The sequence below is a fragment of the Rosenbergiella australiborealis genome, from assembly GCF_018494035.1.
Taxonomy (GTDB): domain Bacteria; phylum Pseudomonadota; class Gammaproteobacteria; order Enterobacterales; family Enterobacteriaceae; genus Rosenbergiella; species Rosenbergiella australiborealis.
The window spans coordinates 107,889-128,718 of the sequence record NZ_JABBFO010000001.1; the positions used below are offsets into that span (position 1 = coordinate 107,889).

At 45.7% G+C, this 20,830-nt stretch carries 19 protein-coding genes; 4 read left to right on the forward strand and 15 right to left on the reverse strand.

Annotated features, from left to right (window positions below):
• Positions 1-10: 10 nt before the first annotated feature.
• From pyrI to argF (HGT73_RS00550), 8 genes are all read right to left on the reverse strand, one after another.
• Positions 11-472, reverse strand: coding sequence for an aspartate carbamoyltransferase regulatory subunit (pyrI, locus tag HGT73_RS00515; RefSeq protein WP_214211660.1), 462 nt, complete (start codon positions 470-472; stop codon positions 11-13).
• The gene (pyrB, locus tag HGT73_RS00520) at positions 469-1,413 is read right to left on the reverse strand and encodes an aspartate carbamoyltransferase (RefSeq protein WP_214211662.1); all 945 of its coding nucleotides are present in this window, start codon (positions 1,411-1,413) and stop codon (positions 469-471) included. The genes pyrI and pyrB overlap by 4 nt, the downstream gene beginning before the upstream one ends.
• Positions 1,414-1,626: 213 nt before the next feature.
• Complete coding sequence (locus HGT73_RS00525; protein ID WP_214211663.1) at positions 1,627-2,109, reverse strand: arginine repressor; 483 nt, start codon at positions 2,107-2,109, stop codon at positions 1,627-1,629.
• 34 nt (positions 2,110-2,143) lie between these two features.
• A complete protein-coding gene (locus tag HGT73_RS00530; RefSeq protein WP_214211664.1) occupies positions 2,144-3,538 on the reverse strand; it encodes a YfcC family protein in 1,395 nt (464 codons plus the stop codon).
• 41 nt (positions 3,539-3,579) lie between these two features.
• Entirely contained in the window at positions 3,580-4,584 is a 1,005-nt protein-coding gene (argF, locus tag HGT73_RS00535; protein WP_214211666.1) for an ornithine carbamoyltransferase, read from the reverse strand.
• Positions 4,585-4,604: 20 nt separating this feature from the next.
• Positions 4,605-5,513: a carbamate kinase gene (gene arcC, locus HGT73_RS00540; RefSeq protein WP_214211667.1), complete on the reverse strand. Its 909-nt coding sequence runs from the start codon at positions 5,511-5,513 to the stop codon at positions 4,605-4,607.
• Positions 5,513-6,745 (reverse strand): arginine deiminase, encoded by a 1,233-nt coding sequence (gene arcA, locus HGT73_RS00545; protein WP_214211668.1) that lies wholly within the window; start codon positions 6,743-6,745, stop codon positions 5,513-5,515. Before arcA ends, arcC begins: the two co-directional genes overlap by 1 nt.
• Positions 6,746-7,388: 643 nt before the next feature.
• Positions 7,389-8,399, reverse strand: a complete 1,011-nt coding sequence (argF, locus tag HGT73_RS00550; protein WP_214211669.1) for an ornithine carbamoyltransferase — start codon at positions 8,397-8,399, stop codon at positions 7,389-7,391.
• A 155-nt stretch (positions 8,400-8,554) separates the two neighbouring features.
• Between argF (HGT73_RS00550) and rraB the strand changes: the two genes are divergently transcribed.
• Together rraB and miaE are read left to right on the forward strand one after the other, a co-directional pair.
• Positions 8,555-8,983 (forward strand): ribonuclease E inhibitor RraB, encoded by a 429-nt coding sequence (gene rraB, locus HGT73_RS00555; protein WP_214211670.1) that lies wholly within the window; start codon positions 8,555-8,557, stop codon positions 8,981-8,983.
• 54 nt (positions 8,984-9,037) lie between these two features.
• Entirely contained in the window at positions 9,038-9,805 is a 768-nt protein-coding gene (gene miaE, locus HGT73_RS00560) for a tRNA isopentenyl-2-thiomethyl-A-37 hydroxylase MiaE (protein WP_214211672.1), read from the forward strand.
• Positions 9,806-9,885: 80 nt separating this feature from the next.
• Here miaE and glnQ read toward each other — a convergent pair whose 3' ends face one another.
• The 7 genes from glnQ to pepA form a co-directional block, all read right to left on the reverse strand.
• A complete protein-coding gene (gene glnQ, locus HGT73_RS00565; RefSeq protein WP_214212077.1) occupies positions 9,886-10,611 on the reverse strand; it encodes a glutamine ABC transporter ATP-binding protein GlnQ in 726 nt (241 codons plus the stop codon).
• Positions 10,612-10,613: 2 nt separating this feature from the next.
• Positions 10,614-11,270 carry a glutamine ABC transporter permease GlnP gene (gene glnP, locus HGT73_RS00570; RefSeq protein ID WP_214211674.1) on the reverse strand — a complete coding sequence of 219 codons (657 nt, stop codon included), beginning with the start codon at positions 11,268-11,270 and terminating at the stop codon, positions 10,614-10,616.
• A 56-nt stretch (positions 11,271-11,326) separates the two neighbouring features.
• Complete coding sequence (gene glnH, locus HGT73_RS00575) at positions 11,327-12,079, reverse strand: glutamine ABC transporter substrate-binding protein GlnH (RefSeq protein WP_214211675.1); 753 nt, start codon at positions 12,077-12,079, stop codon at positions 11,327-11,329.
• A 458-nt stretch (positions 12,080-12,537) separates the two neighbouring features.
• Positions 12,538-13,389 carry a MurR/RpiR family transcriptional regulator gene (locus tag HGT73_RS00580; RefSeq protein WP_214211677.1) on the reverse strand — a complete coding sequence of 284 codons (852 nt, stop codon included), beginning with the start codon at positions 13,387-13,389 and terminating at the stop codon, positions 12,538-12,540.
• 74 nt (positions 13,390-13,463) lie between these two features.
• Positions 13,464-16,319 (reverse strand): valine--tRNA ligase, encoded by a 2,856-nt coding sequence (locus HGT73_RS00585; protein WP_214211679.1) that lies wholly within the window; start codon positions 16,317-16,319, stop codon positions 13,464-13,466.
• A gap of 5 nt (positions 16,320-16,324) precedes the next feature.
• Complete coding sequence (locus HGT73_RS00590; RefSeq protein WP_214211681.1) at positions 16,325-16,774, reverse strand: DNA polymerase III subunit chi; 450 nt, start codon at positions 16,772-16,774, stop codon at positions 16,325-16,327.
• 60 nt (positions 16,775-16,834) lie between these two features.
• Complete coding sequence (gene pepA, locus HGT73_RS00595; RefSeq protein WP_214211683.1) at positions 16,835-18,346, reverse strand: leucyl aminopeptidase; 1,512 nt, start codon at positions 18,344-18,346, stop codon at positions 16,835-16,837.
• 263 nt (positions 18,347-18,609) lie between these two features.
• Here pepA and lptF point away from each other — a divergent pair, with 263 nt between their 5' ends.
• Positions 18,610-19,710 (forward strand): LPS export ABC transporter permease LptF, encoded by a 1,101-nt coding sequence (lptF, locus tag HGT73_RS00600; protein ID WP_214211684.1) that lies wholly within the window; start codon positions 18,610-18,612, stop codon positions 19,708-19,710.
• Positions 19,710-20,786, forward strand: a complete 1,077-nt coding sequence (gene lptG, locus HGT73_RS00605; RefSeq protein ID WP_214211685.1) for an LPS export ABC transporter permease LptG — start codon at positions 19,710-19,712, stop codon at positions 20,784-20,786. The genes lptF and lptG overlap by 1 nt, the downstream gene beginning before the upstream one ends.
• Positions 20,787-20,830: the final 44 nt, after the last annotated feature.

Below are 20,830 nucleotides of genomic sequence, written 5' to 3' on the forward strand. Positions count from 1 at the left end.
CCTCTGTTGATTACCAGTGTCCGATAACCGCCTGACGTGAAAACTCTTTTTCACAATAATGGCAGCGTAAGTAGAGGTCGTTACGGCGCGTTTTTACGGCAAAACGTGAATTCACCGGTTCATTGTGGCTTATACAGTTGGCATTGGGACATACCAGAGCGGCCTTGATTTCGTCGGGAAGTGTCGGCCGTAACTTCGCGACGACTTTGAAATTTTCGATTTTATTAATCGTAGCGTTGGGGGCGTAAATCGCGAGCTGGTTGATCTGATCTGCCGTAAGAAACGTGTTTTCAATTTTAATTAGATCTTTGGTGCGCCCTTCACTTGTTGGGAGATTTAGGCCAATGGTGACACGCTGATCCGTTTCAGTGAGGCGAAATAACGTTAATAGTCGAAAACCTAATCGCGCCGGAATATGGTCGATAACACTACCATTATTAATGGCTTCAACTTGTAGTTTATCTTGATTCATGACGCCTCTCCGAGTAACGAATTATTTAAGACCAATGACAAGAGTGCTTGTCGCGCATAGATACCATTTCCCGCCTGTTGGAAATACCATGCATGCGGTGTTTCATCGACATCTGTGGCAATTTCATCTACGCGAGGTAGCGGATGTAAAACTTTCATATTAGGTTTTGCAACGTCTAAATGTGAGGCTTGTAAGATAAACTGAGCCTTCATATTGGCATATTCAGAAGGGTCTAAACGCTCTTTTTGGACGCGAGTCATATAGAGAATATCCACTTTAGGAACGATCTCTTCGATACTTTCGTGTTGTGACCAAGGGCAGCCGCTTTCTTCCAACATATCGGTTATATAAGTCGGCATTGCCAAGGCTTGTGGTGCGATAAAATAAAAGTGATTCCCTGAAAATTTAGACAAGGCTTGTGCTAAAGAGTGTACGGTACGGCCATATTTCAAATCACCGACCATTGCGATATGTAAATTATCAAGACTCTGTTGCGTTTCTTGAATCGTAAAGAGGTCTAACAACGTTTGAGTCGGATGCTGATTAGCTCCGTCCCCAGCATTCAAAATGGGAATATTACCGGAAAACTCGGTAGCGAGGCGCGCAGCGCCCTCTTGGGGATGCCTCATAACAATGGCATCTACGTATTGGCTGATAACCGATATCGTATCAGCCAGCGTCTCTCCTTTTTTCCCAAGTGAAGTGTTCCCGCCATCAGCAAAACCGACCGCAGAGGCACCCAAACGTTGGATCGCTGTTTCAAATGATAAGCGAGTACGCGTTGAGGCTTCAAAAAAACAGCTACCAATCACCTTATGCTTTAATTGTTCTGGCTGTGGGTTTGCTTTTAGGTAGGCAGCTGTTTTCAATACCAGTTCTAGCTCACTACGGCTGAAATCATTAATTGAAATTATATGTTTTCCATAAAGGGGGTTAGCCATGAATTACGTCCTCGACATGGTTAGGAAATAGCAAAAAAAAAGCCCCTAAATTAGGAGCTTTTTTCTGAATGGACGAGCTTAGGGAACCAAAACGCTTACTCCCGCTGCAAAGCAGGAAAAAGACAGGTAGTGGCCGAGTATGGGTGAGCATAACAATTTTTCTCTAAGCTGAATGCCCCATATTATACGCAGAGAGCCAAGGTTGGAAAATAGCTAATCGTCACTTTTTCCTTCGTCGAGTAGCCAATTGCGTAAACCACGACAAAGTTGGGGAGTGCGTTGACAATCTTTGGGCGCAATCCAGACATTATCATTTCCCGCTACGACGCCTAAAATATCTTCAGCATGTTGGCAGTCGATCAATCTTGCAATGGCTTGACTATACCCGGGTGCTGTTTGTACTAGGACAAAACTTTCACTACTCACGATATCCAGAACCATTTCAGCCAAGGGTTTTTGTGGGGTCAAACTGGGTTGATGTGACCCATCAATCGCATAAATACGTTGCCCTCGCGCATTTTGAATTTTAACTACCCCGAGTTGATGCAGTAATCGAGAAATCGTTGCCAAACTAATACTGCCTACTCGCTTTGCTAAGGCCTGTTGTAATGCGGTTTGATTGGTATAAACACCTTGTGTAATCAGTCTCTGACAAAGATTCAGTAATTCTTTCTCTGTAATACCTTTACGTTCCATGTCGTGGTCTCCTAATGAGAAGGAAATTACGTAATTAAATCAAAGCACTAATACTTAATAAGAGAAGGTTGACGATAATTAATCCCAGCATGAGCGGAGCGACCCATTGCAGATAACGCACATAGGGAACTTTAGCAATGGCCAATCCACCCATCACAACACCTGAGGTAGGGGTGACGAGATTAATAATCCCTGAGGCTGATTGATAGATGGTTACCATCAAATCACGCGGTAATCCTGCAAAATCTGCCAATGGGGCTAAAATTGGCATACTCATCACGGCCAAACCGGATGAAGAGGGCACAAGGATAGAGAGGATCGCTTCTAGACACCAGCTAACGAAAACGAAGATTAATGCAGGCAATCCTGACACTAAACTCTCTGCAGCATGGAGTAGAGTATGTGTAATCATACCGTTATCCATCATCACCACTATCCCTCTCGCAATACCAATAATCAACGCAACACCGAGTAATTCTTTTGCACCCTCGATAAAGGTTTCGGTAAAGAGGCTTTCACCCATGCGTGCGACAAGACCAATCAGTATTGAAAACCCTAAAAACATGGCCGAAATTTCAGCCATCCACCATCCCTTGGCGGACACGCCATAAATCATTACGGCAAAAGCACAGGCAAAAAGAATCAGAATAATTTTATGTGTGCGAGTGAAGGGGATGTGTGTGGGCGCGCTGGTTTCAATCGGACTCTCACCGGGCAGCGATGCCAAGCAAGAGGCTGCGGGATTTTTTCTAACGGCAATTGCATAACGTAGCACCCATGCGACAGCAAGGCACCAACAAATGACGAGTAAGAGGATACGAAGGCCCATTCCTTGAGTGAAGGGGATCCCCGCAGCATTTGCCGCGATCACTGTGGCAAAAGGGTTAATCGTTGAACCCAAGGTTCCTATGCCTGCTCCGAGTAATACCGTCGCGGCAGCAACCAGTCGATCAAAACGGGCAGCAACCATAACGGGAACTAAGAGTGAATAAAAAGGGAGTGACTCTTCTGCCATTCCATAAATGGTGCCGCCTAACGCAAAGAGAGCCATCAGAATCGGGATCATGAACTCTTCTTTCCCTGCTAAGCGACCGGTAACTCTTTGGATCCCTGCATCAATGGCGCCAGTTTTATTGGTGACTCCTAAGAAACCACCAATAATTAAGATGAAAAGAGCAACATCAATAGCTGCCGCTTGACCCGTACGGTGGTTCCAAAGACCATCTATAGGGGCGAGTAGAATATCGGCGATACCTTGTGGATGGGATTGCGTCACAGCATAAGTGCCAGCAACGGGGACTTCAGTGCCAAGCAAAGGGTTAACGACGAGCTGATATTGCCCAGCAGGGATCACCCATGTTAATAGTGCAACGAAAATAATTAACCCAAACAGAATGGTGTAAGCAGAGGGAAATTTAAGGCTTTTCATAACTGAGCTCCAGGGTGGGACACCGGCCCCACCCTTACAGGTTAGTCAGCGAGTGTCGCAACCATCACCGCTTTGATGGTGTGCATACGGTTTTCAGCTTGGTCAAAAACAATAGAGTGGTCAGACTCGAAGACCTCCTCTGTTACTTCCAATCCAGTCAGTCCAAATTGCTTCTCAATTTTTTTCCCAACGGTCGTCTCGGCATTGTGGAAGGCCGGTAGACAGTGCATGAATTTAACTTGCGGATTGCCGGTAGCATCGAGTGTTCGCTGGTTCACTTGATAAGGCTGCATGATACCAATACGTTGTTGCCAAGCCTCATCGGCCTCTCCCATTGAGACCCACACATCGGTATAGAGAAAATCGACGTCCTTAACGCCGAGTGCTACATCGTCGGTCAGTGTGATTTTTGCATGGCTTTTTTCAGCTAATACTCGGCATGTGGCAACAAGATCGGCATCAGGCCAATATTCGCGAGGTGCAACAAGGCGAATATCCATTCCCATTATTGCTGCGCCAACCATCAATGAGTTCCCCATATTATTTCTAGCATCACCGAGATAGGCGAAACGGATATCTGCCAGTTTTTTACCTGGCGAATATTCCAGCATGGTCATTAAATCGGCTAGAATTTGTGTGGGGTGGAATTGGTCAGTAAGGCCATTCCAAACGGGCACACCAGCAAAGGTTGCTAATTCTTCAACGATATCTTGCCCGAAACCACGATACTCAATCCCGTCATACATTCGGCCTAATACCCGGGCGGTATCTTTCATTGTCTCTTTATGGCCGATTTGTGAGCCAGAGGGGCCGAGATAAGTAACCTGAGCCCCTTGATCAAAGGCGGCGACTTCAAAGGCACAGCGTGTACGCGTCGACGTCTTTTCAAAAATAAGAGCGATATTTTTATGCATTAGCTTAGGTTGCTCACGGCCCGCGCGTTTGTCTGCTTTAAGTGATCGAGCGAGGTCGATTAAGCCGGCAATTTCATTGGCATTGAAATCAAGAAGTTTTAAAAAATGCCTGTTTTTTAGTGAGAGAGTCATGCGCTATTTCCCTATATGATTTACTGTGGATGAATACGAGTTCCTTGTTGGCCTCTTAAAATATCAAGTGCGTCCTCAAGAGCGCCAATGGCGGCAATACCCTGTGTTTTCTCGACAAATGTACAGCAGGCTTGTACTTTAGGGCCCATTGAGCCTTTATCGAAAGATAGCGCTTTTAACTCGCGAGCAGTGATATCTCTCAGCGCGGTTTGTCGAGGTGTGTTCCAATTTATATAGACGGCATCCGCATCGGTAAGAATCAGTAAGGCATCAGCTTGCAACTGTTCAGCGAGTAAGGCTGCCGCTAAATCCTTATCCACCACAGCCGGGATACCTTGTAAGCGTGAGTCTTGTTCGACGACCGGCACTCCACCACCGCCACAACAAATCACTAAATGGTCATGATGGAGTAGATCGAAGATGGCGGAGGCTTCGAGGATTTTTTTCGGTTGTGGCGAGGCGACGACACGTCGAAAGTAGTCGCCATCTGCTTTGATGTGCCAAGTAGGGTCGAGATGCTGTAGTGCTTCGCGTGAATATATTGGGCCAATATATTTACTGGGTGAGAGATAGGCCGGATCATCGCTATCAGTCAATACTTGTGTTAATAAACAGGTCACCGATTGGCCAGGTAGACAATTTTGTAATGCTTGCTGTAATAGGTAACCAATCATCCCTTGGGTTTCAGCGACTAAAATATCCAGTGGATAGGGACGAGTATCGCGGTAAGCCTCATTTTGTAAGGCTAATAAACCGACTTGCGGGCCATTGCCATGTACTAATACAATCCGCCAATCTTGGCTCAAGGCAGCAAGTTGTTGTGCCGCTAATTCGATATTTTGTTGCTGTAAATGGGCCTCTAATGGCTGGCCCCGTTTCAGTAAGGCATTGCCACCTAGGGCGACGATTAATATCGGTTTTTGGCTCATCAGCGATTTCCTTCTAAACCATCGCGCTCGATTGGGCAGCTCATACAGCGAGCTCCGCCGCGTCCCCGACCGAGTTCGTCACCACGAATTGTTAATACGGTAATACCGGCTTTATCGTATTTTTCGTTGGTGCGTAAATTACGGTCATAACCCACGACAACGCCTGGGCGTAGGGTGAGTACATTATTTGCGTCATTCCACTGTTCACGTTCTGACTCAAAAATATCGCCGCCTGTGGTGATGAAGCGAATTTCAGTGACCGCTAGCACCTCTTCTAATATTTTGACTAAGGGGCGAGGTGACTGATGAGTAATACTTCCCTGCCCATCCGGGGTCAGTACCCAGCATGGCATATTAGGTTGGATGACTTCCGGGTAAATGGAAAACGTATCATGGTCAAGATGGGTCATCACCGTATCAAGATGCATACAAGAGCGATGTTTAGGGAGTTCAACCAAGATGATTTTATTCGCTTGATGATGTTGGAAAAGAGAGGTCGCCAAGAACTCGACACCTTGCAGCGTTGTACGTTCGGAGAGCCCAATTAATACCGCACCATTACCGATGACTAAGACATCACCACCTTCCAGTGTTGCATGATCATAACGACGCTCTTCATCACCGTAATAATTGATGTAGTGATTACCTTGGAATAATGGATGCCAACGGTAGATAGCACGTAAGTTATCGGTCTCTCTTTGACGCGCTGCTTTTGCCATCGGATTAATGCTAACTCCTTGGTAAATCCAGCAGGAAGTATCCCGTGTAAATAAGTGATTAGGTAGAGGTCGAGTAATAAACGGAGAGTGTGCCTGAGGAGTGATACGCTGTAAGATCAGGGATTCAGGGATCTCTTGCCAAGTCAGCCCGCCGGTTAAATAGCGTGACAGGGCATCGGCAGGCATTTCCCCTAACCACTCCCTTAAGGGCTGGGCAAAGGTTGGGCCTAATCGGTAGTCAGAAAGCTGAGCCTCAAGTAACCATTTCCGGGCGTGTGGATTTTCTAACGTCTCGGTCAGTAACTCACTCAGCAAGAGAACATTAATATTTTGATCACGTAATAGTTGTGCGAACTGATTGTGCTCTTCGACTGCACGTTCAACGCAAAGGACATCATCAAATAAGAGCTCTTGGCAGTTTGACGGTGTTAAACGTTGTAGACTTAAGCGCGGACGATGCAAGAGAACGGTTCTAAGCTGTCCAATTTCCGAACCAACATAATGACGTTCCATAGAAATTCCTTCTTCTAAATGATGAGGTGGGAAAGCCCCTGCGTGGCAGGCGTAAGAGCATTGCCGCGGAGTATGCGTTTCGCAAACGGTAGAAAAAGAGATCTCAATCACATTAAATCGGGGATTTTGAGGTAATCGATGGGGGGCTGACATAGGTCACAGAACAGAAGGTTTTCTTCATGCAAGAGTTGAGTAACTATGCAAGTAAATAGCGTTTTCTCTCTTAGAGTCTAATGAGAGTAAGGGGATAATTTCCCGTCATCTGTCAATTATTCAAGACTTATGCAAGGATTATTCATCTCTACTCAAAGTGGCTGGAAATTAAAGGAAAATTTACCCGCTAATACCGATAAAATCATTGTTTTATATTTGTGATTTAACGCATATTTTTTATTATTACTCTTTATTTTCAATGGGATAAAAATAATTTATATGGCTCTTTTTTTGCTAGATAAACTTTTTCTGCATAAAATTACTAGGTAGTGAATGACGAAAAGATCTCCTAGTGATATTTATGCACAGGAAATCTAAGTTATTAGTGATTGATGCTAAGGGTAAGAGTCACTAAGAAGTTAAGTCGTAGGGCTTGGCATAAAATCTATTAGAAGAATAGCCTCATTTGAGGCTATTCTATTGAGGGCGATTAGGCTTGTTGACTCAAGGTCGCCACGATCAATGCTTTTATACTGTGCATTCTATTTTCAGCTTGATTAAAGACAATGCTGTGCGTGGATTCAAAAACCGCATCGGTGACTTCAATACCATCAGGTAAGTTGTATTGCTCAGCAATTTGTTTGCCTACGACGGTCTCAGTATCGTGAAAGGCTGGCAGGCAGTGTAGGAATTTGACTTGAGCATTGCCGGTTGCGTTGATGACCTGCTGATTCACTTGGTAATCACGTAACAGTGCAATACGTTCTGCCCAGACTTCTTTTGGCTCGCCCATTGATACCCACACATCGGTATAAAGAAAATCAGCGCCACTCACGCCTTCTTCGACATTCTCGGTCAGGGTAATCGACCCGCCATGCTGGGTGGCGAGAGCTTGGCACTCAGCAACCAGTGATGCCTCAGGCCAACAGGCTTTAGGCGCAACCATCACCAACTGTAATCCCGTCAGTGCAGCGGCTTCTAATAAGGTATTACCCATATTATTTTTCGCATCACCTAGATACGCCAACTTCATCTTATTCCACGGTGTATCAGGCAAGTGTTCTTGCATTGTCAGTAAATCGGCAAGTAGTTGGGTAGGGTGAAACTCGGTGGTTAATCCATTCCAGACAGGGACTTGTGCATGAGCAGCCAAGGTTTCGACAATAGTTTGCCCATATCCCCGATACTGAATGCCATCGTACATCCTGCCGAGAACTCGTGCAGAGTCTTTAATGGATTCTTTGTGGCCAATTTGGCTACCACTCGCGCCGAGATAGGTGACGCGAGCACCTTGATCATAAGCGGCAACCTCAAACGAACAGCGGGTACGTGTTGAATCTTTTTCAAAGATCAGCGCGATATTTTTTCCCTCTAGATAACGTTGTTCTTTCCCCTCTTTTTTCGCTTTTTTTAACTGTGTAGCGAGTTCAAGCAGGTAAGTTAACTCTTGTGGTGAACAATCGAGTAATCGTAGAATCGACCGCTGGTACAATGAGGACATGACAAACTCCCTAATTATGAATTGATATTCAATTTATATGAGTAAGAATTCACATTCAACTTATTTCGATGATTATCGATTTAGGGAGTAGTGCCAAGACGCGGTGTGTGGGAAAATAGCATCATAATTATAGTCTGTTGTGAAAGAGGTGTTGTATGTCCAATGAAGAGTTATTAGCCGAGCAACGGGAAGATACGTTAGCGATTATCGAAGAGCTACTGGAAGATGGCAGTGATCCAGATGCGCTCTATACGATTGAACACCACTTTTCTTGTGACAGCTTTGATGCGCTTGAGAAAGCAGCGGTTGACGCGTTCAAAGCAGGCTATGAAGTGACTGAGCCTGAAGAGCTAGAGCTTGAAGATGGCACGACAGTGATGTGCGTCGATATTATTAGCGAATCAGCGTTAAAAGCCGAACTGATCGATGCACAAGTGGTTCAACTTGTTGCGATTGCAGGTAAGCACAACGTTGATTACGACGGTTGGGGAACATATTTTGAGGATCCTGACGCACAAGACGAAGATGGTGATGAGAGTGATGAACACGACATCGATGAAGATGATAACGGTGTTCGCCATTAATGATGTGAATACAGCAGCATTCGCTGCTGTATTATTCTCGACCGATAAGATGCTATGAACACCCAAATTTTACTGCAACCTATCCAACACTTCCTACATTGCTCAACGCCTGAATCTTGGATTATCGAAGCCCGTAAACCTGAAAACTTACCGCTATTATTAACGGATCATCTTGTCTGTGAATTAAAGGCAGCGTTGACTGCAACTTGGCTAATCCGTAAATATGTTGCCGATAAACCCAGTAGTGAAGCTATTCTTGAGTGGTTAAAGCCTTACGAGGCGTTTGTTTACCGGGAACTACCTGATCCAGATTTTCTTGCTGCACATAAGGGATTGAGTCGACCTATTACGGTGGCGACGGAATTTTCTTGGGCTGGTGAGTTAGTCGAAAAAATGATGTTATTGATTAAAGAAGAGTTACACCACTTTTATCAAGTATGGGAAATCATGCAGCAGCGTGGGATTACCTATAAAAAAATGACCGCCAGCCGTTATGCCAAGTCGTTAATGCGTGAAGTCACTACTCATGAACCGATGACGTTGGTGGATAAACTAATTTGTGGGGCCTATATCGAAGCCCGCTCGTGTGAGCGCTTTGCGGCATTGGCTCCTTATCTAGATACTGAGTTAGCGAAATTTTACCGCTCACTGTTACGCTCTGAGGCCCGTCATTATCAGGACTACCTCAATTTAGCACAGCAAATTGCCGATTTTGATATTTCTGCACGAGTCAATGCCATTGGACGTGCGGAAGCGCAGCTAATTACTTCGCCTGATCCTGAGTTACGTTTTCATAGTGGATGCCCCATCGTCGGCGCTTAAGGCTTTATCTATTAAGAAAGATGGCGAAAATTCGCCATCTTTACCAGTGGGACGAGGGACTGATGAACCTAACGTTTACACTACGAAACGTGCCGTAAAAAGGTTTGTAGCCGTTCGCACCCTTGGCCTTCACTGAGTAATTCTCGTGGTGAACCATCTTCAGCAATTGTGCCACCATCAATAAAAATTAGTCGTGAAGCAACATCCCGAGCGAAGCCGATTTCATGCGTCACAATCACCATTGTCATTCCTTCTTCTGCCAGAGACTGCATCACCTGCAAGACTTCATGGCGTAATTCTGGATCCAATGCTGAGGTAGGCTCATCGAATAACATCATTTTAGGCTTGATCGCTAGAGCCCGTGCGATGGCAACACGCTGCTGCTGCCCGCCTGAGAGTTCAGCTGGATAGTGATGTGCTCGACTGGCTAATCCAACGCGCTCAAGCAGGTCGAGAGCTAATTTTTTCGCTTCACGCTTACTACTGTTGCGGACTCTCAACGGGCCGAACATGACATTTTCTAAGGCAGTCAGGTGCGGAAAAAGGTGGAATTGTTGAAAAACCATTCCGGCCTCTCGGCGAATCTCACACTCATTGAGATGTGGATCGGTCATATGCATTCCGGCGACGATCAATGTGCCGGAACTAATCTCTTCGAGCTTATTAATACAGCGTAGTAGCGTTGATTTTCCTGAGCCAGAAGGGCCGATAATGACGACAACTTCACCGCTATTAATTTGTAGATTGATGTCGTGTAACACTTCTGTCTTACCGAATCGCTTAGAGACATTTTGAAATTCCACCATATTCATAAGATATGCATCCTTTTCTCTAAGACCTTCAATAAGAAACTTAAACATAGGGTAACTGCTAGGTACAAGACTGCGACAGCCGTCCACACTTCTAATGCGCGGAAGTTACCGGCGATAATTTCTTGCCCTTCGCGAGTCAATTCAGCCACACCAATAACGATAAATAAGGACGTGTCTTTAATACTGATAATCCATTGATTTCCTAATGCGGGGATCATTCTGCGAAGTGCAAGCGGCATAATAATATGCCAAAGGGTCGCCTTCGATGAGAGCCCCATTGCAAGGCCAGCCTCTTTAAATCCTTTATTAATGGAAAGGATCGCACCACGGGTAATTTCAGCGATATACGCGCCAGAGTTAATCATAATCGTGACGACCGCTGCGGTAATAGGTTCTATTCTGATTGGCAATAGCAGCGGTAAGGCAAAATAGATAAACATCACTTGCACCATAATCGGCGTGCCGCGAATCAGTTCAACAAAAATGAGCGATAGGGTTTTACTGAAACGTCCGCCGAGTGCCCGGGCGATACCGGCAACTAGCCCAATAAAAAACCCGCCGCATAATCCAACCAGTGAGATGAAGAGGGTGAGTTTAAGTCCCTGTAGTAAAATAGGGATTGCTTGCCACACATAAGTAAAATCAAAATTCATAAACTGCGTCCATTAAGGATGACAAAAAAGTTGGCCAGCTTAGCTGGCCAACAAGACTACTTAGGCGCTTTATCAAACCATTTTTCATAAATTTTTGCGTAAGTCCCATCTGCCTTAAGTGCTGCTAAAGCTTTATTGACTTGTGCGGTGTAAGGACTATTTTTCTGTAGTGCAAAACCATATTGTTGCGGTAACACGCTATCATTCTGACCAGCAGCTTTGATTTTGCCGTTACCTGAAACCTTGATGTAGTACATCACGTTTGGTGAGTCATGCACGACGGCGTCGATATTGCCTGCTTGCAGGTCAAGGTATGCGTTATCGATATTCGGGAATTCTACATAATCTGCCTTAACATGCGCTTTCATATAGGTTGCTCCCGATGTGCCTTGCTTGAGGCCCACTCTTTTTCCGGCTAAATCACTAAACTTGGTGATTCCGGTAGCGCTACTCTTAACCGCCATAAGTAAGTCAGCATCGTAGTAAGGAGCACTAAAATCAACGGCTTGAGCACGTACAGGCGTAATAGTAATACCCGCCATCGCAACATCTAAGTTGCGAGATTGCAGGCCAGGAATCAGCCCAGCGAAGTCCATAGGTTGTAAACGGTAATCAACGCCCATTTTTTTGGCAATCGCATCCCATAAATCGATATCGAAGCCAACATATTTGTCGCCTTGTTTAAACTCGAAAGGAACGAAGGCGGTATCGACGCCGACGGATAAGGTTTCTTTTGCAAACAGGCTGGCACTGAATAAAGAAGAGAGTAGCGTTAAACCAATACTGACCTTTTTGACGGTATTAAACATGTTTATTTCCTTCGGTGGCGTTAACAGGTGTTTGAATAGAAATAAGCAAAATACATGCCAAAAAATCATAAGTCAGTGCTAGAGCGGCTTTGAGAATAAAATAATAAAGAGGGAATAATAGGCGTTATGTTATGAAATTATACTAAGCCTGCTATTTATCTCAGTTTTTTTATTAAAAATAGGTAAAAAAATCGTAGAAAAGTTGAGGTGTGCGAGTTTTTTCACCTATCGAGCGACGATTTATTTTTATGCTTTGCGCTATTTCAGTGCAGTAAAAGAGGGGGGTGCGATAATAGGGCGCAGCTACGTATTGCTTTAATTTATAGAGAGACAATGAATTATAGATAATAAAATCAGTATCTTAATAAATTTATAGTAAATAAGTGCAGAAGCGATAACTTAACTTGTCCTCGCTGAGCGGGTCATTGCACTGAAAAGATCCGGCATGTCAAAGATACTTAGCGATTAGCGATATAGCTACCGGAGTCAAAAAGGTATTTCTCCGACTTCTCAATACTTTGCACTGCCGGTTCGCCGTGTTTAGCGACTAAGCTGGCGAGCAGCGCTTCAGCAATTGCCATGCCTGATACGACCGAAGGAAAAAAGGAGGCACTTTCGATGGAGAAAAGCAGCGTACAGTCAGCAACTTGGGCAAGAGGGGAAGAGGGGGAGTCAGTAATGGCGACAATATTCGCGCCTACTTGTTGTGCCGTTTCTAATATTTGCAGTGTTTCCCGCGAATAAGGTGAAAAGCTGACTAACAGTACGCTATCTTGCGCGGTCAGTTCTCGCGTAAAAATTTGTTGGCTGTTGGCTAGATTATCGATGAGAGTCACGCGTTGCTGAAAAAGGCGGTAAACGTAATACACAGACCAAGCGATGGAGAAACTGGCTCGAAAACCACAGACATAAACTTGATTAGCACCATCAAGCAGTGCGACCGCACGATGGAGTGAATCTTGATTGAGTGACTGGGTATCTTCTAACGAATGTCCGAGTGTCGAAAAAACCGCGTCATAAGCTGATTCTTGTTGTAAATTTTGCTGTAAGCGTACCGCCCGGCTAGCATAGCTACTGCGCGTTAACTTCAACGAATAGATAAATTCTGCTTTCAAGGCTTCCCAGCCTTCATAGCCCAGTTTTTTGGCTAGCCGAGAGAGAGTTGCTGGTTTGAGATCTGCATTGTGTGCAATGGTCCGCATTGAGATCAGAGCGACATCATTAATGTTTTCCAATACAAAAGCGGCTGCCCGTTGCAGTTCAGGGGTGAGCGCGGGGTAATGATCAATGATTAATTTGCGAAGATCCATGCGTAAGCCTCAGTAAAATCATCCTACAGCAAAAAAGCCGGGACGATGCCCGGCTATTATGCAGTTTTTTTTGCTTAGAGTGCAGCAATCACACCCTGTTGTTCGATAATTTTTGCCTTAGCATGTTCTAAATCGGTTAACCGCTCACGCTCTTTTGCGACGACCGCTTCGGGAGCGCGGGCGACAAAGCCCTCATTAGCCAATTTCGTGGCGATTTTTTCAATCTCGATATCGATTTTACTCAGCTCTTTCGCAAGACGCTCCAACTCCACGTCTTTATTGATTAAGCCCGCCATTGGAATTAGAAGCTCCGCGCCGTCGACGAGTTTAGTCACGGAGACTGGACCTTTATCCTCTGAACTCAGGATAGTAATAGTTTCCAGCTTCGCTAAACGTTTCAGGAACGTAAGGTTTGCTGCGACGCGTCGCTCAACTTCGGTAGTGGCGCCACGTAGCAGTAATTCCAGTGGTTTACTTGGCGAGATATTCATCTCGGCACGAATATTACGTACTGCGATAATGGCTTGCTTGATCCATTCAATATCGCTTTGTGCTTGCGGATCTTCCTTTTGTGCAGACCACTCAGGGAAGGCTTGCAGCATTAAGGTATCATCAGTAATCCCTTTCAGCACTTTCACCCGTTGCCAGATAGTTTCTGTAATGTACGGGATGATCGGATGAGCTAAGCGTAAAAGTGCTTCTAGCACATTGACTAAGGTATTACGGGTTCCACGTAATTCCGCTTCGCTACCACTATTCATGACCGGTTTAGTGAGTTCTAAATACCAGTCACAGAATTGGTTCCAAGTGAAATCGTAAAGTAAGTTTGCGGCAATATCGAAGCGGTAAGTATCTAGGGCCTCGCGGTAGGCTTTTACTGTACGGTTAAATTCACTCAGAATCCAACGATCGGCCAAAGACAGCACTTGCTCACCTCCTTGGAAACCGCAATCTTGCTCTTCGGTATTCATCAGAACAAAACGGCTCGCATTCCATAATTTATTACAGAAGTTGCGATAGCCCTCAAGACGCTTCATATCCCAATTAATATCGCGTCCGGTTGAGGCTAATGCGGCAAGGGTAAAACGCAGCGCATCCGTACCGGAAGGCTCGATACCATTAGGGAACTGCTTCTCGGTCCGTTTACGGATTTTTTCAGCCAACTGTGGCTGCATCATATTACCGGTACGTTTCTCAAGAAGTGCTTCTAAAGAGATACCATCCACCATGTCTAAAGGATCGATCACGTTTCCTTTAGATTTGGACATTTTTTGCCCTTCTTCATCGCGGATCAGACCGGTCATATAGACGGTCTTAAATGGAACCTGTGGTTTACCTTGTTCATCTTTTATAAAGTGCATGGTCAGCATGATCATGCGGGCAATCCAGAAAAAGATAATATCAAAGCCGCTGACAATCACATTGGTCGGATGGAAAGTTCGTAGTGCTTCAGTATTTTCTGGCCAACCCAAGGTTGAGAACGTCCACAGTCCAGAAGAGAACCAGGTATCTAAGACATCTTCGTCTTGTGTCAGAACAATGGTATCGGCAAGGTTATTTTCGTGACGGACTTCTTCTTCATTACGTCCGACATAGACGCGCCCAGCTTCGTCATACCATGCGGGGATGCGGTGTCCCCACCAAAGTTGTCGAGAGATACACCAGTCTTGGATATCGCGCATCCATGAGTAGTACATATTCTCATATTGCTTCGGTACAAACTGGATATCGCCATTTTCTACTGCTTCTACCGCGACTTTTGCTAAAGGAGCCGTACGTACATACCATTGGTCAGTCAGCATTGGTTCGATCACGACACCACCACGGTCACCATAAGGAACGGTTAAATCGTGAGGCTTAATCTCTTCCAGTAATCCTAGCTTTTCAACTGCGGTGACAATCGCTTTACGGGCGGCGAAGCGCTCGAGACCAGCAAAAGCGGTAGGGATATCGCAGGAGTACGCATCACATTCTTCACCATTAGTATCAAACACTTGTGCTTCTTGGCGAATATCGCCATCAAAGGTCAAGATATTGATCATCGGTAGTTTATGACGGCGTCCAACTTCATAGTCATTGAAGTCATGGGCAGGCGTAATTTTAACGCAACCCGTGCCCTTGGTCATATCCGCATGTTCGTCCCCTAAAATAGGGATACGACGGTTGACCAGCGGAAGCAGAAGTTCCTTACCAATCAGCGCGGCATAACGAGGATCTTCTGGGTTGACGGCTACACCGGTATCCCCTAATAGGGTTTCAGGGCGCGTAGTCGCCACTACAATGTAGTCTTTTCCATCTGCAGTCTTAACGCCATCGGCAAGAGGATAGCGGATATGCCACATTGAGCCTTTTGACTCGCGGTTTTCAACTTCAAGGTCAGAAATCGCTGTACGGAGTTTCGGGTCCCAGTTAACTAAGCGCTTGCCACGGTAGATCAAATTCTCATTGTATAAGCGGACAAAGACTTCTTTTACTGCATTGGAAAGCCCATCATCCATGGTGAAGCGTTCACGTTCCCAATCAACAGAGTTACCAAGGCGGCGCATCTGGTTGGTAATGTTGCCGCCTGATTCGGCTTTCCACTGCCAAATTTTATCAATAAAGGCATCACGGCCATAATCCTGACGGGTTTTGCCTTCTTCCGCAGCGATTTTACGTTCAACCACCATTTGGGTAGCGATACCGGCATGGTCGGTACCCGCTTGCCATAAGGTATTTTTGCCTTGCATGCGTTGGTAACGCACTAAGGTATCCATAATGGTTTGTTGGAAAGCATGACCCATATGTAAGCTGCCGGTGACATTCGGCGGGGGGATCATGATGCAGTAGCTTTCTTTACTCTGATCGCCATGCGGTTTGAAGTAGCCTTGCTTTTCCCAGTGCTCATAAAGCGGCTGTTCGATCTCTTGCGGGTTATATGTTTTATCCATAGGAATTATGCCGATGCTGCCGTTACAGTATTCAATTGAAATCCAGCACTGCGATACGCTTTATAGCGATCACGGGCCAGTTGTTTTAAGGTGTTTTCTTCGGGAACAAAGTCTACCACTTCATAGAATCCGGTGGCAAAGTCTGCAAAGTAGGGAAGTAGGCTAATTAATACTTCTCTCGCGCTACTTCCTCGCTTTTGTGGCCAAGCTAGCTCCACTGGCGCACCTTGACGTGGGCCTTCGCCCGCCAAATTATGCGGAACAAAAGCCTCTACTGGGCGTTGCCATAGCGCTTCATCCATCCGTAAGGCCTGTGCTTCGTCGTTACAGGCGATGAGAATACGTTTACCGTCACGCCAAAATTTAGCAGCGAGTTCACAGGCCTCGATTTCAGCTGCAGTAAGCGGCTGGTTCTCAGGATCTGCAGGGAGCAGGTAAAACGTCGCATTTTTCATGGTTAGCCTGTTAACGATAAGAGGAGAAAAGGAACCTTATAATAGGCTCCTCAATTCCGTTTACTCTTCAGGGATTAATCCCGCCCGATTGAGTAAAAATTGCGAAAGTAATGGGACTGGGCGACCGGTCGCTCCTTTCGCTTTACCTGAACGCCAAGCCGTACCCGCAATATCGAGATGAGCCCAGTTATACTTACGGGCAAAGCGAGAGAGATAACAGCCTGCCGTAATCGCACCACCAGCACGCCCGCCAATATTAGCGATATCGGCGAAATTAGACTCCAGTTGTTCTTGGTATTCGTCGGCGAGTGGTAAACGCCATGCCCGGTCACCGGCTTGTTCTGACGCACTGACTAATTCGTGAGCGAGTGGATTATGGTTAGACAGGAGTCCGCTAATATGGTGGCCTAATGCTACGATACAGGCACCGGTTAAGGTTGCGACATCAATGACCAACTCTGGGTCGAAACGCTCAACATAGGTGAGGGCATCACACAGTACCAGTCGACCTTCTGCATCAGTATTGAGTACCTCAACGGTTTGTCCTGACATGGTGGTCAGAATGTCACCAGGACGCAGGGATTTGCCATCAGGCATGTTTTCACAACCCGCCAAAATACCGACAACATTGAGCGGTAATTTAAGCTCGGCGACCATGCGCATTACACCGTAGACGGTGGCGGCTCCACACATATCGTACTTCATTTCATCCATGGCTTCGCCTGGTTTGATAGAAATCCCACCTGAATCGAATGTGAGACCTTTCCCTACCAAAACAATAGGTCGGCTGTCGGCGTCGGGATGGCCTTTATATTCAATCACCGACATCAAGGATTCAAAGTGCGACCCTGCACCGACGGCTAGGTAAGCGTTCATGCCTAGCTCTTTCATCTGCTGTTCACCAATGACACGCGTAGTAATATGGTTACTGTTAGCATCGGCTAACTGACGCGCTTGCGAAGCAAGATAAGCTGGGTTACAGATATTGGGCGGCATGTTGCCAAGATCTTTTGCGGCTTGCACACCAGAGGCAATGGCTAAACCATGTTGAATCGCACGTTCACCACTGGTGAGTTCACGACGAGTCGGGACATTAAACACTAATTTGCGTAGTGGGCGACGTGGTTCAACTCGATTGCTTTTTAGCTGATCAAATGAGTAAAGGGACTCTTTCGCAGTCTCAACGGCTTGGCGTACTTTCCAATAGTTATTACGTCCTTTAACGTGTAACTCGGTCAGAAAGCATACCGCCTCCATTGAGCCGGTTTCGTTTAACGTGCTAATGGTCTTTTGAATGATTTGCTTATATTGACGCTCATCTAACTCACGTTCTTTACCACAACCGATCAATAAGATACGTTCTGAAAGTACATTTGGCACGTGATGAAGTAACAGCGTTTGACCCACTTTGCCTTCAAGCTCGCCACGACGTAAAAGGGCGCTAATATAGCCGTCGCTGATTTTATCAAGTTGTTCCGCGATCGGTGATAACCGACGAGGATCGAACACCCCAACGACGATGCAGGCACTGCGTTGTTTCTCTGGGCTACCGCTTTTTACACTGAACTCCATGTATTCTCCTGAATCTTAAAGACAACGACCTCGACACTCAATTAACATGCCTAACGGCTTCGGTGTATAATGACCGTTAGTGCTTCACTTTATGTTATTGTCGCTCATAATGAAGGGTGAGTCAGCTTAAGCGCTCACCACTAAGGCTTAGGGTGTATGATACACTGTAACAGCAAAAATGTGTTGATGAAGAAAACCGACATATAAACGTTGAAATTATCGACTTTCCTGCAAAAAGACAAGTTTTCACAGGCGTATTTAGCGTGATAATAATCAGATATTTGGTTCGTGAGACGCTTAAGAGTCAACTAGCGATTCTCTTTATCCTATTACTAATTTTCTTTTGTCAGAAATTAGTCCGTATTTTAGGGGCTGCCGTTGATGGCAATACTCCCGCAGATCTAGTGCTAACGCTTCTAGGGTTAGGTGTACCAGAAATGGCGCAGTTAATCTTACCCTTAAGTCTCTTCCTCGCTATTTTAATGACGCTAGGCAAACTTTATACCGACAGTGAAATTGCGGTCATGCATGCTTGTGGCTTAGGCAAAAGCGTATTGGTGAAGTCTGCGCTTATCTTGATGCTTTTCACTTCAGCCGTTGCCGCGGTAAACGTGATTTGGGCAGGCCCTTGGTCTGCGCGCTATCAAGACGAGATCATGAAAAATGCGCAAGCAAACCCCGGTAGCGCTGCGCTGGCAGCAGGGCAGTTCCGTCCTTCTTCTGATGGGAGTTTCGTGTTATTTATCGATAACGCGAAAGGTAATCATTTTAGTGATGTCTTTTTAGCTCAACTTCATCCGCGTAATAATACCCGTCCTTCAGTAGTTGTTGCGGATCGCGGCCATATGGTTCAGCAGAAAGACGGTAGCCAAGTTATCACTCTAGATAACGGTACACGTTTTGAAGGCACTGCGATGTTACGGGATTTCCGTATTACGGATTTTACTCAGTACCGTGCTTACGTCGGGTATAGAGAATCTGTGCTTGATCCGAACGACTCTGATGAAGCTTCTTTTACCACGTTATGGCACAGCAATACGCCGGCGTTTAGGGCTGAACTACATTGGCGTTTAACGTTAATTTTCTCGGTGTTAGCGATGGCATTGATGGTTGTTCCGTTGAGCGAAGTGAATCCACGCCAAGGGCGAGTGTTGTCGATGTTACCGGCTATTCTCCTTTATCTTATCTTCTTCCTGATACAGAGTTCCTTTAGAACGAATGCCAGTAAAGGACGGCTCGATCCGGCAATTTGGATGTGGACAGTTAATGCCGCTTATTTAATATTAGCCATCATCTTAAACGCTTGGGACACCCTGCCTGTTCGTCGATTGCGTGCAAAATTTAGTCGTAAAGGAGTCGCGTAATGTTTGGCGTATTAGACCGATATATCGGTAAGACTATTTTCAATACCATTATGACGACACTCTTTTTGTTGGTGTCGCTGTCAGGCATTATTAAGTTTGTTGAACAGTTAAGAAAGACAGGGAAAGGGGCTTATAGCGTTTGGGACGCGGGGTACTTCACTATCCTAAGCGTGCCTACCGATTTAGAGCTTTTCTTCCCGATGGCGGCTTTACTTGGCGCTTTGCTTGGACTCGGTAACTTGGCGCAGCGCAGTGAATTAGTCGTTATGCAAGCGGCTGGCTTTTCTCGCTTACAAGTTGCGGCCTCCGTTATGAAAACGGCAATACCCCTTGTGTTCTTATCGATGGCAATTGGTGAATTTCTTGCCCCAGCAGGCGACCAATTAGCGCATAACTATCGTTCCGAACAAATTGATGGTAGCTCACTACTCGCCGCTCAAGGGGGATTATGGGCGAAAGACGGTAATGATTTTATCTTTATTCAGAAGTTGCAGGATGAGCGGCATCTGGAGGGCGTGACGGTTTATCATTTTAATGATCAACGTCGGCTTGAGAGCGTACGCTACGCCGCCAGCGCTCAGTGGGATCGGCATGCGAAAGCCTGGAGTTTATCGCAAATTGATGAGTCCAACCTGACTAATCCTGAACAAATTACTGGCAGTCAACAAGTCAGCGATATGTGGAAAACCGCCTTAACCCCCGATAAATTACAAGTCGTCGCGTTAGATCCGGATTCACTGTCGATTCGTGGGTTACATGACTATATTCAGTATTTGAATCAAACGGGGCAAAAATCAGATATTTATCGTCTGAATATGTGGAGCAAAATCGTTCAGCCGTTATCGGTGGCCGTGATGATGCTAATGGCACTTTCTTTTATTTTCGGGCCATTACGCAGTGTGTCGATGGGGCAGCGTGTTGTCACTGGAATCAGTTTTGGTTTTGTATTCTACGTCCTAGATAAAATTTTCGGTCAATTGAGTCTAGTAAAAGGTTTACCGCCCGTGCTCGGTGCCATCGTACCGAGTGCTGTGTTCCTTGCGTTAAGCTTAGTATTGTTGATTAAACGTAAATAAACAGAAAAGGCCCCGTTCACTAAACAGGGCCTTTTTCGTTAAAG